We start from the raw sequence: 18,631 nt of genomic DNA, 5'->3' as shown, positions 1-18,631 counted from the left end.
CGAACTATGAAATGACGAGTCATCGCTGCTGCACAGATTAGGATCGAAGCATGAGAAATAAGGCCGCCCAAACAATCAGCGCCCGTAGAGCAAAGATGTTGGATCGGCTAGCTACAGAGGGCGCTTCCAAACGACGGAAAGAAACTCAAACCAAATTACTTGACGCTGGTCGAAAACTAATCGTCGAAAAGGGCGTTGGCGCCACCTCTGTCGGCGACATCTGCAAAAAGGCCGGCTTCACACGAGGTGCGTTCTACTCAAACTTTTCTGACATGCCGAGCTTTTTGGTCGACCTGACACGCGGGCTATGGCGCTACATCGTTCAGACGCTTTTGGCACGCATCGGAGAGCCACAAGAAGAGCTTCCAGACGAAATCGAGGAAGTCAACAAACTGCTTGCGGAAAAACTTGGACAATGGATTGAGCGGCAGCCAAAGCGCCAGCAGACACTTGGCCAAATTGCTGGCCAGATAGTTGAGGCTTTGCCAGATGACCAAGAAAGCTATCTACTGATGCAGGAGTTGCGCGGATACGCGTTGCGCTACCCCACTCCCGCTAAACCCATCCGCAGCCTCCTGAAGGAAATCGCGCAAGCGGTAGAGGCCATCATCGACTCGGTACTTACGGCAAACAACGCCTACTCTAAAATCGGCACGCGCGCCCTTCGAAAACTGCTGATCAACTGGGGATACAGCGAAGTATTCGACAATGCGCTGTACGACGACGCAAATAGCCACGACTTATCTTCAGTCGCGGAAGCGCTGATTAAGTTAAAAGACGAGCCCAAAGACGGAAACTAATCCCGCAAGGCCGGCGTGATAAATACGGCCAAACTGCGAAAAATTGACCAAAAACAAAACGGGCGTCGGATAACCGACGCCCGTTAAGTTATTTGCTTTAGTGCAGATCGCTGAAGTCGAGATCATCCAGCGGAACCGCGTCACCGGAACCAGCACCGAAGTCGTAATCGAACGGATCGTAACTCATCGTGAAGGCGCCAGCCTTAGCTTCGGCTGTGGGCTCAACACGGATGTTGCAGTAACGATCCAGACCGGTACCGGCAGGGATCAGCTTACCGAGAATGACGTTCTCCTTCAGACCCTCAAGGTGATCCGACTTGCCGTTGATAGCGGCGTCGGTCAGAACCTTGGTGGTCTCCTGGAATGACGCAGCGGACAGCCAGGAATCCGTAGCAAGAGAGGCCTTCGTGATGCCCATCAGCACCGGGCGACCCTCTGCAGGCTTGCCACCCTCGGTGACAGCCTTACGGTTTTCCTGCTCGTAACGCTGACGATCCACCAGCTCACCCGGCATCATCTCGGTGTCGCCCGACTCAATGACGGTAATGCGACGCATCATCTGACGGATGATGATCTCGATGTGCTTGTCGTGAATCGGCGCACCCTGCGTGGCGTACACCTTCTGAACCTCGGCCACCAGGTGCTCCTGAACCTTGCGAACACCCTGAACGCGCAGGACGTCGTGCGGGTCGATGGTGCCACCAGTCAGCTGATCGCCAACGGAGACGTGATCGCCGTCCTTGATGGAGTGACGAACTCGGTTTGAATCCTCAAACTCCAGGCGAGCACGGCGCGGAATCGAGTACTCGATGTCCGGCTGGCCGTCATCACGGACGATGATCAGCTTGCGGCCACGGTCAGACTCCTCCAGCTTGACGCGGCCATCGGCCTCGGCGATCGGAGCCTTGCCCTTAGGCACGCGGGCCTCGAAGAGCTCGACAACACGAGGCAGACCCTGCGTGATGTCGTCACCTGCAACACCACCGGTGTGGAAGGTACGCATCGTAAGCTGGGTGCCCGGCTCACCAATCGACTGCGCAGCCTGAATACCCACGGCTTCGCCGGCGTCGACAAGCTTGCCGTCCGCCAGGCCACGGCCGTAGCACATGGCGCAGATGCCGACCTGGGACTCACAGGTGAGAACCGAACGAACCTTGACGCGCTCGATGCCGGCAGCCAGCAGCTTCGCAACCTCGATAGAGGTCAGGTCGGTGCCAGCCGGAACAACAACGTTACCCTCGGCGTCAACTGCGTCGACGGCCAGGTTGCGGGCCTCGAGAGAGGTCTCAGCGTTGCTTGCGGCACGAAGCACGCCATCCTCGCCACGAACACCGACGGTCTTGAACAGGCCGCGCTCTGTGCCACAATCCTTCTCGCGGACGATGACGTCCTGCGAGACGTCGACCAGACGACGGGTCAGGTAACCGGAGTCTGCGGTACGCAGAGCGGTGTCGGCCTGGCCCTTTCGGCCACCGTGCGTCGAAATGAAGTACTCGAGAACGGTCAGGCCCTCGCGGAAGTTCGACTTAATCGGGCGAGCAATAATCTCACCCTTCGGGTTGGCCACCAGACCACGCATAGCAGCGATCTGACGCATCTGAGTCATGTTGCCTCGAGCACCCGAGTTCACCATCATGAAGATCGGGTTCGTCTTGGAGAAGTTCTTCTCCATCGCGTTGGTCAGCTCGGTCGTAGCGTCAGTCCAAATGTGGATGAGCTCCTGACGACGTTCGTCGTCTGTAACCGCACCCCGCTCGTAGAGCTTGTCGATCTTGGTTGCCTTGGCGTCGTAGGAGGCCATCATGTCTGCCTTGTTGCCAGGAGTCTCGACGTCGCCGATAGAAATCGTGACGCCGGAACGGGTACCCCAGCGGAAACCGAGGTCCTTCAAAGCGTCGAGGGTCTCGATGACGACCGTGCGGGGGTATTCTTCGCTCAGCCTGTTGATGATGGCGCTGATCTGCTTCTTGCCGCAGAGGTAATCCACAAACGGGAAGGACTCCGGCAGAACCTTGTTGAAGATCAACTGGCCCATTGTGGTGTCGATGACTGCAGAGCCATCTGCACGCTTGCGGTCGGCCTGCGATTCAGGCAGAACCATATCCTGCACTTTGACCTTGATCTTCGAACGAATGTCAATCTCGTTCCTGTCGTAGGCCAGGGTGACCTCTTCGGGGCTGCTGAACGCACGTCCCTCGCCGGGCAGGCCGTCGACATCCATGGTCAGGTAGTACATGCCGATGATCATCTCGTGGCTCGGCAGCGCAACCGGACGGCCGTCCGCAGGCTTCAGAATGTTGTTAGCCGACAGCATCAGGATGCGAGCCTCTGCCTGGGCCTCGGAGCTCAGCGGCAGGTGAACAGCCATCTGGTCACCGTCGAAGTCAGCGTTGAACGCGGCACAAACGAGCGGGTGCAGCTGAATAGCCTTGCCCTCGATCAGCAGCGGCTCGAACGCCTGAATACCCAGACGGTGCAGCGTAGGTGCACGGTTCAACAGAACCGGGTGCTCCTTAATGACCTCTTCCAGAACGTCCCAAACATGGGCCCTCTGGCGCTCGACCATGCGCTTAGCGCTCTTGATGTTCTGCGCATAGTTCTGCTCAACCAAGCGTTTCATTACGAACGGCTTAAAGAGCTCCAGAGCCATCTGCGTCGGCAGGCCACACTGGTGCAGCTTCAACTGCGGACCAACGACGATAACGGAACGACCCGAGTAGTCAACACGCTTACCCAGCAAGTTCTGACGGAAACGACCCTGCTTGCCCTTGAGCATGTCGGACAGAGACTTCAGCGGACGGTTGCCAGGTCCAGTGACCGGGCGGCCGCGGCGACCGTTATCGAACAGCGAATCGACCGACTCCTGGAGCATGCGCTTCTCGTTATTAACGATGATCTCAGGCGCACCAAGATCAAGCAGACGCTTCAAACGGTTGTTGCGGTTGATGACACGGCGGTAAAGGTCGTTGAGGTCGGACGTTGCGAAACGGCCACCGTCGAGCTGAACCATCGGACGAAGATCCGGCGGAATAACCGGAACGGCGTCCAGAACCATGCCCTGCATAGAATCCGAATTGCCCTGGAAAGCACGAACCACCTTGAGACGCTTCAGTGCGCGAGTCTTGCGCTGGCCCTTACCAGTCTTGATGATCTCGAGAAGCTTCTCGCATTCGGCGTCGAGGTCGAAATCCGCGAGACGACGCTGAATAGCCTCAGCGCCCATGCAGCCCTCGAAGTACTTGCCGAAACGCTTCTTCATTTCGCGGTAGAGGATCTCATCGCCCTCTAGGTCCTGAACCTTGAGGGTCTTGAACCTGCTCCAGACGGCGTCCAGGCGGTCGCTTTCGCGCTGCGCACGTTTGCGAATGGCGCGCAGATCCTTCTCGCCGGCGTCCTTGATCTTCTTCTTGACGTCGGACTTTGCGCCCTCTTCTTCAAGACGTTCGAGGTCTTCCTCTAGCTTCTTGGAGCGCTCGGCAATGTCGGCGTCGAGACGGCTCGTGATGAGCTTGCGCTCGGTCGAAACCTTAGCCTCGAGGCTCGGCAGATCGCGATCGCGGGCGTCGGTGTCGACCTTCGTGATCATGTATGCCGCGAAGTAGATGACCTTCTCCAGGTCCTTCGGGGCGACGTCGAGCAGGTAACCCAGACGGCTCGGCACACCCTTGAAGTACCAGATGTGCGTGACCGGAGCGGCCAGCTCGATGTGTCCCATGCGCTCGCGACGAACGTTGCTGCGGGTAACCTCCACGCCACAACGTTCACACACGATGCCCTTGAAGCGGACGCGCTTGTACTTACCGCAAGCACACTCCCAGTCGCGGGTCGGGCCGAAAATCTTCTCGCAGAAGAGACCGTCGCGCTCCGGCTTGAGCGTGCGGTAGTTAATGGTCTCCGGCTTCTTAACCTCACCGAAGGACCAATCCCGAATCTGGGAGGCCGAAGCCAGCCTGATTCGAATCTGATCGTAATTAGTGGTATCCAGCACAGTTATCTCTTTTTCCTACTGAAGTCGAAAAGTTGTTTGAGGGTCTGAGCTGGAGGCTCAGATTTCGTCAACAGCGAACGAAGAATCAGCTCCGGGACGCCTAGACAGGTCGATGCCCAAGTCTTCGCTTGCGCGGTAGTCGTCATCGCTTTCCCGAAGGTCAACGATCTGGCCGTCCTTGCCGAGGACCTCGACGTTCAGACACAGCGACTTCATCTCTTCGACGAGCACCTTGAACGATTCCGGAATGCCTGGCTCGGGGATGTTCTCGCCCTTGACGATCGCCTCGTAGACCTTCACGCGGCCTGCGACATCGTCGGACTTGATAGTGAGCATCTCCTGCAGCGCCCATGCGGCACCGTAGGCTTCCAGTGCCCAAACCTCCATCTCGCCGAAACGCTGGCCACCGAACTGGGCTTTACCACCCAGCGGCTGCTGCGTAATCATCGAGTAAGGACCGGTGGAACGGGCGTGGATCTTGTCGTCGACCAGGTGGTGCAGCTTCAGCATGTACATGTAGCCAACACCCACCGGCTCCGGGAACTTACGTCCGGTGCGGCCGTCGTAAACGGTGGCCCTGCCGCTGGCGCCGACCAGCTTGTGGCCGTCCTCGGTGGGCAGTCCGTTTTCGAGCAGACCGGTGATTTCTTCCTCGTTGGCGCCATCGAAAACCGGAGTGGCGACTCGCGCACCCGGATCGACGTGGCCGAGACCAACCTCGCGCAGGCGGTCGGCCCATTCGCCCTCGACGTCGTCCAGGTCCCAACCGGAGTGAGCGATCCAACCGAGGTGAAGCTCGAGCACCTGACCCAAGTTCATTCGGCTAGGAACACCCAACGGGTTCAGAATGATGTCGACCGGGGTGCCATCCTCGAGGAACGGCATGTCCTCGACCGGAAGCACCTTGGAGATGACGCCCTTGTTACCGTGACGGCCAGCGAGCTTATCGCCCTCCTGAACCTTACGCTTCTGGGCGACGTAGACGCGCACCATCTGGTTGACGCCAGGGGGCATCTCGTCGTCGGCCTCGTCGCGGTCGAAGACGCGAACACCGATCACGATGCCGGTCTCGCCGTGCGGAACCTTCATGGAGGTATCGCGAACCTCGCGCGCCTTCTCGCCGAAGATTGCGCGAAGCAGGCGCTCCTCCGGGGTGAGCTCGGTCTCGCCCTTAGGCGTAACCTTGCCGACCAGGATGTCGCCGGTGGTCACCTCGGCGCCGATGCGGACGATGCCGCGCTCGTCGAGGTTGGCGAGCATGTCGTCGGAGACGTTCGGGATGTCGCGGGTGATTTCCTCGGGGCCAAGCTTGGTGTCGCGAGCGTCGACCTCGTGCTCTTCGATGTGAATCGAAGTGAGCAGGTCTTCGCTAACAACGCGCTGGCTGAGGATGATCGCGTCCTCGTAGTTGAGGCCTTCCCACGGCATGAACGCACACAGCAGGTTGCGGCCGAGAGCGAGCTCGCCGTTGTCGGTGGAAGGACCATCGGCCAGAGGCGTGCCCGGCTCGATGTGCTGACCGACGTGGACGATCGGGCGCTGGTTAACGCAAGTGCCCGCGTTCGAACGATTGAACTTCTCCAGACGGAAGGTCTGGTAAGTGCCGTCGTCGTTAGCGATCTCGATCATGTCGGCCGAAACGTCGGTGACGGTACCGGTCTTGTTAGCCATGACGACGTCGCCGACGTCGGTAGCAGTGCGGTACTCCATGCCGGTGCCCACGTAAGGAGCCTCGGTCTTGATCAACGGAACGGCCTGGCGCTGCATGTTCGCACCCATCAGAGCTCGAGATGCATCGTCGTGCTCGAGGAACGGAATCAGTGCGGTTGCGACCGACACCATCTGGCGCGGCGAAACGTCCATGTAGCCGACCTCGCTCGGGGGAACCTCGTCGACGTCACCGAAACGAACGCGAACTGTAACGCGGTCTTCGACGAAGCTGCCGTCGGCGTTGAGCTCCGAGTTCGCCTGAGCAATGTTGTAGCGGTCTTCCTCGGCTGCGGTCAGGTAATCGATCTGGTCGGTTACCTTGCCGTCTACGACCTTACGGTACGGGGTCTCGATGAAGCCGAAGGCGTTGACGCGGGCGAAGGTTGCCAGCGAACCGATCAGACCAATGTTCGGGCCTTCAGGGGTCTCAATCGGACACATACGGCCGTAGTGAGACGGGTGGACGTCACGGACTTCCATGCCCGCACGGTCGCGGCTCAAGCCACCAGGACCAAGCGCGGAAAGACGACGCTTGTGGGTCATCTCGGCCAGCGGGTTGTTCTGGTCCATGAACTGGCTCAACTGCGAAGTTCCGAAGAACTCCTTCAGCGCAGCGGTGACCGGACGAATGTTGATCAGCGACTGCGGGGTGATGGAGTCGACGTCCTGGGTGGACATGCGGTCGCGAACGACGCGCTCCATGCGGCCCATGCCGGTGCGAAGCTGGTTCTGCACCAGCTCGCCGACGGTACGCAGACGACGGTTGCCGAAGTGGTCAATGTCGTCGGCCTCAACCAGGATGTCGACGCCCTCGGAGTTGGTAACCTCCTCTACGCCCTCGTGGAGTGCGCAGATGTAGTGGATCGCTGCGACGATGTCGTCCATGGTCAGGACGCGCTTGTCGAACGGCAGGTTCAGGCCGAGCTTCTGGTTGATCTTGTACCGACCAACCTTTGCCAAGTCGTAACGCTTGTCGTTGAAGTAGTAGTTGTTCAGCAGCGTTTGAGCGGCCTCGCGCGCCGGCGGCTCACCGGGACGCAGACGCTTGTAGATGTCGAGCAGGGCCTCGTCGGTTGTGGTGACGGTGTCCTTCTCCAGCGTCATGCGCATGGACTCATACTGGCCGAACTCCTCGAGGATGCGATCCTCGCTCCAGCCGAGAGCCTTCAGCAGGACGGTGACGTTCTGCTTACGCTTGCGGTCGAGACGCACGCCGACGGTGTCGCGCTTGTCGATCTCGAACTCCAACCAGGCACCGCGCGAAGGAATGACCTTACACGTGTAGATGTCCTTATCGGAGGTCTTATCGGGCAGCACTTCGTAGTACACGCCAGGCGAACGAACGAGCTGGGAAACGACCACGCGCTCGGTGCCGGTGATGATGAAGGTACCCTTGTCGGTCATCAGCGGGAAGTCGCCAATGAAAACGGTCTGGCTCTTAATCTCGCCGGACTCGTTGTTCATGAACTCCGCGGTGACGAACAGCGGCGACGCGTAGGTGGCGTCGCGGTCCTTACATTCCTCAACCGAGTACTTCGGGTTTTCGAAGCGGTAGTCGCGGAAGCTCAGAGACATTGTCTGAGCAAAGTCCTCGATGGGAGAAATCTCTTTGAAGACTTCTTCGAGGCCTGAGACTGTATTGATGTCGGTACGACCCTGTGCCAGGGCTTCGTCCACTTCAGCCTGCCAGTCGGCATTACCGACCAGCCAGTTGAAGGACTTGATCTGCAGATCGAGCAGATTCGGTACCTCTAGCGGCTCAGCGATCTTCGCAAAGGAGATACGCCCGCTAGGCGATATAACATTTCTATTCTTCGAGGCATTGCGCAAGGCGGCCAAGATGCAATCCTTCCAAGAAGGTTCAGTGCACGCTAAACGACCCGAGTCAAATCGGGCACGTGAAAGCGTTAGGGCAAGGATTGACTTTAACCAAAATTAGGCATGTAGGCAAATCTACATAGCAAAAGTAGCCGACAATGTTTCCACTGCCGGTTGAGACTCGCCGAACTATTTTAAAATCGCGAGGCCGTTTCATCACTGAACATTAACGACTGTAGCGACTACTAGGCGCATTTCCAAGCATTTCAGGCCTTAGAACTCACAATCGTTACGTTTACGACCGCCGCAAGATTAGAGGGTTCTCATCCCCATCTCCTGATTACTTAATCATCGCCTAGTCTGGTCTCACGGGCCCGGTTCGTGAGGCCAGAAAAAGCATCGCTTAAGTTAAAGCCGAGCTACGACGAAATTCCGCTGTCCACATTAGATTCTGGCAACCCCGAGAACCTTCGCGCCGATCTGCTTATTAGCTCAGCATCTCCACGCGAAGATCTTCTGGAGCTAAAGGCTCTGTCACCAAGCGCAAATACCCCTTACCCGGAGAAGGTACGACGACCTCATCCACCCCAACCAAGCTCTCGTGCATTCGCTCCCCCGCACCGAGACCGGTCCGAATAATTTCGATATCTCTGCCGCTATCGGCGATGGCTTGGCGAGCGAGGTCTAGCATCCGAAGTTCTTTCGAGTCGGTCGAAACCAGCACCTCACCGGCAGCTCCGGATCGGGCCACCTCTAGAAGTACCTCGACCGCTTGATCTTTCGTGATAAAGAATCTCGTGGCATCATCGTCGCTTAGCGTTAGCGGCCCGCTCGCACAAATCTGCGCATTCCAGGTGTCGAAGACGGATCCGCGAGTGTGCAATACATTGGCAAACCGGACGCTGAGGTATTGCCGACCGCTCTGCCGAGCCGCCCACGCGGTCAGTCCCTCGGCGATCCTTTTCGATTTACCTAAAACCGAGGACGCCTGCGCGGCTTTATCCGTCGAAACATTGACGAACGTATCCACGCCGGCCTCGACGCAGGCACGCAGAACGTTCAACGTGCCAAGAACGTTGGTCTTCCAAGCCTCGGCAGGAAACTTCTCTAAAGCGACCACATGCTTCAGCGCAGCGGCATGAAAGACGACATCGGGACGAAGAGACGCAATTTGGTCGAAAATTGTCTGCTCGTCTCTAATGTCCGCGAGGATGATGCCGTCATCGGCAAGATTCGCCCTGCCATAGAGACGCAATTGGGCGGCGTGCAGCGCGGACTCGTCGCGGTCTAACAAAACCAATCGGCAACACCCGCTCAAGCGCTCGGCAAGCTCAACGCCGATGCTGCCGCCCGCACCCGTGATGAGTACCGTCTTGCCGGAAAAGAATTCGTCCATCGCATATAAAAATATCGCCCGACAAAAGTCGGGCGATATTTCTTAAGTAATTACTACTTGAAGGAGACGGTTGCGCCGGCTTCTTCCAGAGCAGCCTTAGCCTTGTCGGCATCTTCCTTCTTAGCCTTCTCGAGGACAGGCTTCGGAGCGCCCTCAACCAGGTCCTTAGCGTCCTTCAGGCCGAGACCAGTCAGAGCGCGAACCTCCTTGATGACGGCGATCTTGTTGGAGCCGAAGGAGTCGAGGATAACGTCAACCTCGGCATCGGCGTCGTCTGCAGCAGCAGCCTCGCCGCCAGCAGCAGCCGGAGCGGCAGCAGCAGCGACGGCAACCGGAGCGGCAGCCTCAACGTCGAACTCTTCCTCGAAAGCCTTCACGAAATCGGAAAGCTCGATCAGGGTCATTTCCTTGAACTGCTCAAGCAGCTCTTCAGTGCTCAGTTTAGCCATTATTGTGGCGTCCTTTCTTGATGTATTTATTCGCTCGCGGCGGAATCGGCCGCCACATCGGTAGATTCTTCTTTTGCTTCTTGCGCCTGCGGCTTCTGATCAGCCTCGCCTGCACCGCCGATTACCGACGGGTCTTCTTTGGCCTTGGTTTCGAGGGCGCCAACCAGGCGTGCAGCCTTGGAAAGCGGAGCGGCGAAGGTGGCAACAGCCTTGCTCATGCTGGCCTTCATGCCGCCAGCCAGCTTGGCCAGTAGCACCTCGCGGGACTCGAGATCGGCAAGTTTCTTCGCCATGTCGGCGTCCATAACCTTGCCCTCGAGCACAGCGCCCTTGACAATCAGAAGCGGCTGTTCCTTTGCGAAGCTACGCATAGTCTTGCTAGCAACTGCGATATCGCCATTGATGAAGGCGATAGCGGTCGGGCCGGCCAGCTGGTCGTCAAGACCCTCAATGCCGGCTTCCTTAGCAGCGATAGCAGCAAGCGTGTTCTTCGCAACGGCGTAGCTCGTGTCCGCACCCAGCTGCTGACGAAGATCTTTCATCTCAGCAACGGTCAGACCACGGTAATCAGTCAGCACAGCAGCGGCGCAGTTGCTAAATTTTTCCTTCAGCTCTGCAACAGCAGCTGCCTTATCTGGCCTCGCCATTGGTTCTCCTTCCACTTCATTAACGCCGCGTTGCGCGAGTAGAAAAAGAAAACCCGGCGCACAGATGCCCGGGTATTTGTGACTAAACGTCACAAGAACGGCACCTGCGCGGGCGCTTTCGCATTAAGTTTCCACCTGCGGTCTACGGCTCGACAAACATTAGCCCATAGGCCAGGCAGGACAAAATTGCTGCAACACCACGTTTTTCTGCCAATCTCAACGCTCAAAAGAGGCTCAGCGCAGCAGCTTTGCTCCAAAAACTCTCTGACTAGGGCAAACGTAAAACTTCGGCCCGTAGCGTCGCGTTAGCGAGTTGAGTTTGGCAGGAAAACTATCTTGGTAAACATTGGCAGCATCGCTTCAGTGTTGTCACGGTGATTTTTCCTTCACGCTTTCGACAATGGTTACGCCGTGAAGAAGCACTTTTCGTACGCAGCACCCGGTATTTTACGCAGCAAAGACAACAGAGCTGTCCGCTACGGGCTAGCAAAAGCCGCAGCTTCGAAGAAAATAACGAAGCTCCTCCCGGGTGTTTACTGCCAGAGTCACCTCGAAAACGACCCGCTTACTTTGGCGGCCGCAGCGCTCATCTACAACCCGAATTTTGTCTTGCTTGGTGAAATCGCAGCAAAGCTCCAATTCATGCCTGATCTCAAGCCAGAACTCATAACTGCAGCCTGCCAATCGGCGCAGTTTTCTGCCAGACAGTACCCAAAGTTTCGCTTCACGAGGGCATCCATACCCGATGACCTCAAGACTTCCTGGGGATCAGGCTTCGTTGCAGCTCCCGAAATCTCTGTTTTTCACATGTCCCTAAACGACGACTACTCTGCGCTTTGCGAGGCGCTCAGAAGAAAGGTCGTGAGCGCAGAATCCCTAATCAAGGCCTACCAACGACTGCCGGAACGGTCATCGCTGAGGAATCTTGACTGCGTAACTAAAGCTCGCGGGAATCCGTGGTCGTTGCCCGAACTCGAAATGCAAGAACTACTGAACGCCTTCGGGATAACCGGATGGCGTGGAAACATAACCACAAAAATTTCTGGGAGGAATTTCATCCTCGACATAGCTTTCGAAGAACAGAAAGTCGCGATCGAGATCGACAGCGAAAAGTACCACCTAAACCAAACCGCTTTTCACGAGGACCGCTCTCGACACAACCTGCTCACGGCAGAAGGGTGGATAGTCCTTCACATCACTCCGCGAGCCATTAGGCGCTCCCCCAAAGAAGTGATCAAGCAAGTCGCTTCAACTTTGAAGTGCCGTAGCTGGCAATAGACAAATTAATTTTTCTGCCAAACTCAACGCTTAAAACGAAATCTGCGTGGCCCCCACAATCCGAAACCCTATGACTACGGCAAACGCAAAACTCCGGCCTGAAGCACTGTATTAGCGAGTTAAGTTTGGCAGAAAAAAGGAGCGCAGCCCGCAGGCTGCGCTCCTTCAAAAATGTTTTAGGCCTCGTCCTTAGCGGTCGGCTGAATCGGGACACCCGGACCGAAAGTCGTGCTAATCACGATCTTGCGAACGTAGCGACCCTTAGCGCTGGTCGGTTTCAGACGCAGCACCTCGCCTGCAGCGGCGCGGTAGTTCTCCACCAATGCGTCCTTATCGAAGGACTGCTTGCCAATGATGAACTGCAGGTTCGCGTGACGATCGACACGGAACTCGATCTTGCCGCCTTTAATGTCGGAAACAGCCTTGGCGACGTCCATGGTGACGGTGCCAGTCTTCGGGTTCGGCATCAATCCACGCGGACCGAGGACGCGACCCAGACGGCCGACCTTACCCATCATGTCCGGGGTAGCAACGACCGCGTCGAAGTCGAGGTAGCCGCCGTTGATCTTCTCGACGAGCTCGTCTGCACCGACCTCGTCCGCACCAGCTTGCTCAGCCTCGGTTGCCTTGGCGCCCTGAGCGAAGACGAGGACCCTTGCCGTCTTGCCGGTGCCGTGAGGCAGGTTGACAGTGCCACGAACCATCTGGTCAGCCTTGCGCGGGTCTACACCCAGACGCATGGAAACCTCGACGGACTCGTCGGACTTGCCAACACCGTACTGCTTGATGATGCTAATTGCCTCTTCAGCCGTGTACAGCTGAGAGCCGTCGACCAGAGCGGCCGACTCGTTATAACGCTTACTGCGCTTCATGCTGGTTCCTTTCTCGACAGCCTCGCAGGCTGTTCCACCAGTTCTGGTAAGGGCGTGCTGCCCGACCCAGAGTTTAAAAAGTTAGTCTTTTACGACGATGCCCATGGAACGTGCGGAGCCAGCGATAATCTTCATCGCAGCCTCGACGTCATTAGCGGACAGGTCCTTCATCTTGGTTTCGGCGATCTCGCGCACCTGATCCTTGGTCACGGTGCCGACCTTTTCCTTGTTAGGAACGCCGGAGCCCTTCTGCAGACCAGCAGCCTTCTTCAGAAGGTCTGAGGCCGGAGGGGTCTTGGTGATGAAATCGAAAGAGCGGTCTTCGTAGATCGTGATCTCAGCCGGAACGATCGATCCACGCATACCTTCCGTCGCAGCGTTGTACGCCTTGACGAATTCCATGATGTTGACGCCGGTCGGGCCAAGCGCGGTACCAACTGGCGGAGCCGGAGTAGCCGCACCAGCCTGGATCGCGATCTTTACGACCTGCGCAACCTTCTTGTTCTTGGAGGCCATGTTTTAGGGTCCTTGCTAGTAGTTACTTTTTCTTCTATTCAGTTATGAACACACAGAGTTTACGCACCCAAAGTGCGATAGCGAAAATAGCAATTGCAGCATTGCCAGCTAACTCTGCAAGACGGGCAGATTAGATAACCTTCTGAATCTGCTCGAAAGTCAGATCAACAGGGGTCTCACGGCCGAGAATCTCGACGTTTGCGCGAACCCTCTGATTGTGGGCGTTGATTTCGACGATCGTCGCGTGAACACCAGCGAACGGGCCGTCGGTGACCATGACCGAATCGCCCGCCTTGTAGTCGGCGACAACGATCTTGTCGACCTTCTTGGCGCGAGCGTTCGTCTCTGCAGCAACCTTGGAAACAACAAGCGGTTTGAGCATGTTCATCACTTCGTCGATGGACAGCGGAACCGGCTGGTTCTCGTAGCCAACAATGCCCGTAACGGACGGAGTGTGACGAACGACCTGCCAGGCCTCGTCGGTCATGTCCATGCGAACGAGGACGTAGCCCGGCATGAATGTGCGGGTGACGTTCTTGCGCTGACCGTTGCGGACCTCGACGGTCTCTTCGGTCGGGACAATGACCTCGTAGACTTCGTCCTCGAGGTTGAAGTTAACGATTCGGGCCTCGATGTTCTGCTTTACGCGGTTTTCCATGCCCGAGTAGGTGTGCACGACGTACCAGTCGCCGGGCTTGGTGCGAAGCTCGTCCTCAAGGGCTACCAGCTCGCGCTCCAAGGCCTGCTCGGTGTCGTCCGCATCTTCGTCTTCTTCGGACTCTTCGTCTTCGGAAAGGGCATCGAGGTTGATCTCGGGTTCGGAGGGAGTTTCCTCTTCCTCGTCAGCGTCGAAGTTCAGGTTGATCTCTACTTCTTCGGTTGTCTCGGGCTCTTCTTCGCCGAGACCGAGCGCCGAAAGATCGATGTCCACCTCGCCAGTTTCCTCGTTCACCTCGCCAGCGAGCTGGCCGTCTTCGAGGAAATCCTGATCCTCGTTAGGGGTCTGAGTCATGAAAATCTCCTAATCAGCGGCCCAGGACCTGCAGGAGGCCCCAGCCGAACAGGGCGTCGAGCCCGGCGACGACAGTCATGATGAACAGAACGAAGACCAAAACCACAATGAAATACTGGCGTGTCTGGTCGCCGGTCGGCCATACGACCTTCTTCAACTCGCCAACGGACTGCTTAGCGAACCTAATCGGGCCAACGCTCTCGTTCTCAGCTACCTCGCCGCGCTTCTTGGTTGGCTTGGCTTTCTTGACAGGGGCCTGCGTGTGCTTGCGTTTTACCGGCTTGGCGGCAGCAAGATCTGAGGTCTTTTCTTCGGCGGAAGGGGACGTCTTTTTGGACGGCTCGTCTACCGAGTCGTCTGGACGCTTATTGCTATCAGCCACCGTTTTCCTTATCTGCGCTGCGTCTCGCATCGGAGCCGATACGAAAGCTATTCGATCTTAAAAAGCGGGTTTCAGTCGAAACCCGCGTGCGAGACTTATCCGCCCCGCTTTGCAGGGCAAGAGGGACTCGAACCCCCAACCTGCGGTTTTGGAGACCGCTGCTCTGCCAGTTGAGCTATTGCCCTATTCAAGGGGTGGTTTACAGCCCCGGCTTGCTGTAAACAGCCGCAACTGAGCCACCAAGATCAGTAGTCTAGCGCCAAATTTGTCAACAGAAAAATGGACCTTGCATCGGCGCTGCAATTTTCGCTTCGCCTACCCCAGTTTCAATCCGACGAGGACGGGTTCGGGAACGAGTTTAACGCCGTAGGTCTCTTCGACTCCGTCGCGCACCTTCGTCGCCAATTCGACGAGCTCGGTGGCGCTCGCGCCTCCCCTGTTCGTCAGGGCGAGGACGTGTTTGGTGGACAGCGTCGCCGCGCCCTCGCCTGGATAGCCGCGCTTGAAACCCGCGTGGTCGATTAGCCAGGCGGCAGAAGATTTCACGGATCCGTCGGCCTGCTCGAATTTGGGCGCCTCGTCAGGAAGTTTCGCGGCGTCTTTTGCGCAGAGGATCGGGTTGGTGAAGAAACTACCCGTCGACCAGGTGTCGTGATCAGCCTCATCGAGCACCATGCCTTTGCTGGCACGCAGTTTGAGAACCGCCTCGCGAACCTCGCGCGCGTCCGCTCGCTGCCCGATCTCGACGCCCAGCGCTTCCGCCAACTGCTTGTAGGCGATCGGGGTGGACATCGAGCCAAGCTCGAACTGGAACCAGACCTCTAGCACCACGTACCGCCCGGTCACTGCTCCTTCGCCCATCTCTGCCAGGGAACGCTTGAACATCGAGTCTCGATATCCGAAGCCGCACTGGTCGAAGGTGAAAGTGCGCTGCTCCCCTGCCTGGCGATCCCAGGTGCGAACGCGGGCGATGGTGGTGGCGACCTCCTGACCGTAAGCTCCGACATTTTGAATCGGGGTCGCGCCTACCAGGCCGGGGATACCCGAAAGCGCCTCGAGGCCCACCCAGCCCTGGGTGATCGTGAACTCGACGAAGTTATCCCACACCTCTCCCGCTGCGACGCGAACCATAGCTCCGCCACAGTCGGATTGATCGAAGGTGACGCCCCTGGACGCAACCTGCACCACAGTGCCGTCAAAACCCTCGTCACTGACTAGCATGTTGGAGCCACCTGACAGAACCAGCAGCGGCTCGCCAGCCTCGTCTGCGGCCTTTACCGCGTCGACGATCTCCTCGGAACTTCTAGCTACGACGAGTTTCTTCGCGGGTCCGCCCACCCTGGTGGTGGTGCGAGCGGCCAGGCTCGAATCAGCGGACGGCTGCCAACGGCTCAGGTTCTCCACCGAGCCTCTCTCGACGTGGCAAGCGCTGGAATCGGACGGATCGAAATTCAAATTGATGCTAGTCAAGACGCACCTGCGCTTTCGCGGCTCCTAGAAGTTTTTCTTCATCATTCTTGGCTTCGATGGCGATGGTGGCAAGGCCTTCGTCGACGGCGCTCACCTTGGCGGTGACGAGCATCTTCGCCCCCACTCCGTCGTCAGGGAGCGGAAGAGGCTTGGTGAAGCGGACGAAGTAGTTAACCACCCTGGTCGGGTCGCCGATCCAATCGGTGACCACCCGAAGTGCCGCGCCCATGGTCCACATGCCGTGAATTATCACCTGGGGCATGCCGACTGCTTGTGCGGCGTGATCCGAGTGGTGGATTGGGTTGAAATCCCCGGACGCACCCGCATACATGACCGCTGTGGTCCTGGTGACCTCGATCTCTAGCGAGGGCAGTTCCTGGCCGATCTGGACGTCAATCACTGCTGCTCCTCTGCGGTGTGGATCAACTGGCTGGTCGCGGTCACGACACGCTTACCCTGCTCGTCGGAAATCTCTACGTCGATGGTGACCATGTTCACGTTGCCGCGGTTGCGCACCTTGGTGATGGTCAGTTTTGCGCTCACGCGATCTCCGGCGCGCAGCGGACGCTCATAGTCGAAACGCTGATCGGCGTGAATCGTTCGATGCAACGCCAAGCCCAGGTCCGGGTCGTCGAAGAATGGCCCCCAGGCCTTGGACGCGATGACCGCGGGGAACGTCGGCGGGGCGACGGGGTCGTCGCCGAAATATGCCGGATTATCGTCACCGAGAGCCGTCGCAAATTCGGCGATCTTCTCGGCGTTCACCTCGTATACGGAAGTGGACGGGTACGAGCGTCCAATGTGTTCTGACGAAATAGCCACGTGTGCCAGTTTAGCCAGAGACGAAAGACTGCGGACTGTAAGCGTCTACTAGATTGTTGAACAAAATAAAAAGCCGCCCGAAGGCGGCTTTTTTAAAAAGTTATTTAGCGAGTCTCGCGGTGCAGCGTGTGCTTGTTGTCACGCGGGCAGAACTTCTTCACCTCGAGGCGGTCGGGAGTGTTGCGACGGTTCTTCTTGGTGATGTAGTTGCGATCTTTGCACTCGGTGCAAGCGAGCGTGATCTTAGGACGAACGTCCCCAGACTTCTTAGCCATCGTTACCTTCTCTATTGGTCTGCGTTATCTAAATGCCTTCGTCGTAGAGCCTGCCGACACAAGCCCCGCAATTCGAGCTTTAGCCAAACGCTCCGGGCATCTGGCCGTTTGTTGTTCGTATCTCATCGCTTCGCGACTCAAACGAACTCAATCGCCTCGAAAATGCTCAAGCAAGCTTGAGCATTTTGCTCGGCTCAATCGTTCGTAGCGGGAACGGGACTCGAACCCGTGACACAGCGATTATGAGCCGCTTGCTCTACCGCCTGAGCTATCCCGCCATTGCCGGCAACATCCCTAAGGAAACTTAAACCGCCCCGGCAAGGGCGGTTTTTGGTTAACCCACGCGGTTGCGGGTCTGCCACCAACAGAGCCCCGACGCAGAGTTGAACTGCGGACCTCATCCTTACCAAGGATGCGCTCTACCACCTGAGCTATCGGGGCCAGCCGACGAACTAATTTAGCCGACGAGCCAACTGATAAACAAATTCAGCGCAAGTTAACCCTGAAATTGTTTTTGCCGGTTTGCTTCACAGAGCAAAAGAGCCCCGCACCCGCGGGGCGTCCTCTGGTGGCAGCTGATGGATTCGAACCATCGTAGGCGTAAGCCGACGGTTTTACAGACCGCTCCCATTGGCCGCTCGGGCAAGCTGCCTTGCAAAGCTTCAAATCTTCGTGCCCGCGTAGCGAACGCTCAAACTTGATGACCAGCAGTGCAAGACTCTAACAGAATTCTGCGAGATGACAAAAATCGGGCAATACTGGCGGAACTCAGCGCGTTCCGAGGTGTTCGGGCAACGTAATAAGCAGCGTAGATATCAGCAGCGCGATGCCTGAGTAGATGAAAACGAGCGGGCCGAAGACGTCGCTCGCGGTGTTTGTCTGCGCGAACGCATATGCCGCATAAACCAATAGTGCTAGAGGAATCGTCGCCAAAATAATGGCGCCGGCGCGCACCCTTTCCCTGTTCTTGGCTGCGGCAAGCAGGGCAGAGATCAGCGCGGTGGCCTGCGCGAAGATCGCGATCACGGCCATGCTTAGACCGATTAGCGTCGTCGCGGCCCCACCGACGCCGCCATATGCGGCCACGAGCAGCAGATAGCTTGCGAGCGCCGCAACGGGAGCGACCCAAGCCGCTATAACTGCAACAACCGCCGACTTCGTGCGCCACTTCTTCATGGCGAACAAATCTAGTTGGT

General features: G+C 57.6%; 16 protein-coding genes and 4 tRNA genes. 2 read left to right on the top strand and 18 right to left on the bottom strand.

Annotated elements, in window-relative coordinates; all coding sequences use genetic code 11:
* Window positions 1–50 precede the first annotated feature (50 nt).
* Complete coding sequence (locus tag G556_RS0106435; protein WP_028822180.1) at window positions 51–800, top strand: TetR/AcrR family transcriptional regulator; 750 nt, start codon at window positions 51–53, stop codon at window positions 798–800.
* Window positions 801–897: 97 nt separating this feature from the next.
* Here the strand turns inward: G556_RS0106435 and G556_RS0106430 are convergent, their stop codons facing one another.
* The 5 genes from G556_RS0106430 to rplJ form a co-directional block, all read right to left on the bottom strand.
* Window positions 898–4,788 carry a DNA-directed RNA polymerase subunit beta' gene (locus G556_RS0106430; protein WP_028822179.1) on the bottom strand — a complete coding sequence of 1,297 codons (3,891 nt, stop codon included), beginning with the start codon at window positions 4,786–4,788 and terminating at the stop codon, window positions 898–900.
* Between the two features lie 57 nt (window positions 4,789–4,845).
* The gene (gene rpoB / locus G556_RS0106425) at window positions 4,846–8,337 is read right to left on the bottom strand and encodes a DNA-directed RNA polymerase subunit beta (protein ID WP_028822178.1); all 3,492 of its coding nucleotides are present in this window, start codon (window positions 8,335–8,337) and stop codon (window positions 4,846–4,848) included.
* A gap of 466 nt (window positions 8,338–8,803) precedes the next feature.
* Window positions 8,804–9,712, bottom strand: a complete 909-nt coding sequence (locus G556_RS10480; RefSeq protein WP_016455340.1) for a polysaccharide biosynthesis protein — start codon at window positions 9,710–9,712, stop codon at window positions 8,804–8,806.
* Window positions 9,713–9,765: 53 nt separating this feature from the next.
* Window positions 9,766–10,161 carry a 50S ribosomal protein L7/L12 gene (rplL, locus tag G556_RS0106415; RefSeq protein ID WP_016455339.1) on the bottom strand — a complete coding sequence of 132 codons (396 nt, stop codon included), beginning with the start codon at window positions 10,159–10,161 and terminating at the stop codon, window positions 9,766–9,768.
* A 26-nt stretch (window positions 10,162–10,187) separates the two neighbouring features.
* On the bottom strand, window positions 10,188–10,808 hold the full coding sequence (rplJ, locus tag G556_RS10475; RefSeq protein WP_036916160.1) for a 50S ribosomal protein L10: 621 nt from the start codon (window positions 10,806–10,808) through the stop codon (window positions 10,188–10,190).
* Between the two features lie 411 nt (window positions 10,809–11,219).
* On the opposite strand from rplJ, the gene G556_RS0106405 reads away from it, so the two are divergent.
* Window positions 11,220–12,086: an endonuclease domain-containing protein gene (locus tag G556_RS0106405; protein ID WP_028822177.1), complete on the top strand. Its 867-nt coding sequence runs from the start codon at window positions 11,220–11,222 to the stop codon at window positions 12,084–12,086.
* A 176-nt stretch (window positions 12,087–12,262) separates the two neighbouring features.
* Here G556_RS0106405 and rplA read toward each other — a convergent pair whose 3' ends face one another.
* The 13 genes from rplA to G556_RS0106340 form a co-directional block, all read right to left on the bottom strand.
* Complete coding sequence (gene rplA, locus G556_RS0106400; protein ID WP_016455336.1) at window positions 12,263–12,958, bottom strand: 50S ribosomal protein L1; 696 nt, start codon at window positions 12,956–12,958, stop codon at window positions 12,263–12,265.
* A gap of 81 nt (window positions 12,959–13,039) precedes the next feature.
* Entirely contained in the window at window positions 13,040–13,474 is a 435-nt protein-coding gene (gene rplK, locus G556_RS0106395; RefSeq protein WP_016455335.1) for a 50S ribosomal protein L11, read from the bottom strand.
* A 130-nt stretch (window positions 13,475–13,604) separates the two neighbouring features.
* On the bottom strand, window positions 13,605–14,486 hold the full coding sequence (nusG, locus tag G556_RS0106390) for a transcription termination/antitermination protein NusG (protein WP_028822176.1): 882 nt from the start codon (window positions 14,484–14,486) through the stop codon (window positions 13,605–13,607).
* 13 nt (window positions 14,487–14,499) lie between these two features.
* Window positions 14,500–14,868: a preprotein translocase subunit SecE gene (secE, locus tag G556_RS10470; protein ID WP_233418199.1), complete on the bottom strand. Its 369-nt coding sequence runs from the start codon at window positions 14,866–14,868 to the stop codon at window positions 14,500–14,502.
* Between the two features lie 112 nt (window positions 14,869–14,980).
* Window positions 14,981–15,053: transfer RNA gene (locus tag G556_RS0106380), tRNA-Trp, on the bottom strand.
* A gap of 130 nt (window positions 15,054–15,183) precedes the next feature.
* On the bottom strand, window positions 15,184–16,272 hold the full coding sequence (locus G556_RS0106375; protein ID WP_231376328.1) for a UDP-N-acetylmuramate dehydrogenase: 1,089 nt from the start codon (window positions 16,270–16,272) through the stop codon (window positions 15,184–15,186).
* Between the two features lie 58 nt (window positions 16,273–16,330).
* Window positions 16,331–16,735, bottom strand: a complete 405-nt coding sequence (locus tag G556_RS0106370; RefSeq protein WP_420806061.1) for a MaoC/PaaZ C-terminal domain-containing protein — start codon at window positions 16,733–16,735, stop codon at window positions 16,331–16,333.
* The gene (locus tag G556_RS0106365) at window positions 16,735–17,160 is read right to left on the bottom strand and encodes an FAS1-like dehydratase domain-containing protein (RefSeq protein WP_024111026.1); all 426 of its coding nucleotides are present in this window, start codon (window positions 17,158–17,160) and stop codon (window positions 16,735–16,737) included. The genes G556_RS0106370 and G556_RS0106365 overlap by 1 nt, the downstream gene beginning before the upstream one ends.
* A gap of 104 nt (window positions 17,161–17,264) precedes the next feature.
* Window positions 17,265–17,435, bottom strand: a complete 171-nt coding sequence (gene rpmG, locus G556_RS0106360) for a 50S ribosomal protein L33 (RefSeq protein ID WP_016455329.1) — start codon at window positions 17,433–17,435, stop codon at window positions 17,265–17,267.
* A gap of 205 nt (window positions 17,436–17,640) precedes the next feature.
* Window positions 17,641–17,713: transfer RNA gene (locus tag G556_RS0106355), tRNA-Met, on the bottom strand.
* Between the two features lie 90 nt (window positions 17,714–17,803).
* Window positions 17,804–17,876: transfer RNA gene (locus G556_RS0106350), tRNA-Thr, on the bottom strand.
* A gap of 125 nt (window positions 17,877–18,001) precedes the next feature.
* Window positions 18,002–18,087 (bottom strand) — tRNA-Tyr (locus G556_RS0106345).
* Window positions 18,088–18,203: 116 nt separating this feature from the next.
* Complete coding sequence (locus G556_RS0106340) at window positions 18,204–18,611, bottom strand: hypothetical protein (RefSeq protein ID WP_028822174.1); 408 nt, start codon at window positions 18,609–18,611, stop codon at window positions 18,204–18,206.
* Window positions 18,612–18,631 lie beyond the last annotated feature (20 nt).

It is taken from the genome of Propionimicrobium lymphophilum DSM 4903, assembly GCF_000423485.1.
GTDB lineage: Bacteria > Actinomycetota > Actinomycetes > Propionibacteriales > Propionibacteriaceae > Propionimicrobium > Propionimicrobium lymphophilum.
Note: the sequence above shows the minus strand (reverse complement) of the source record. Positions and strands in the feature narration are given on the sequence as shown.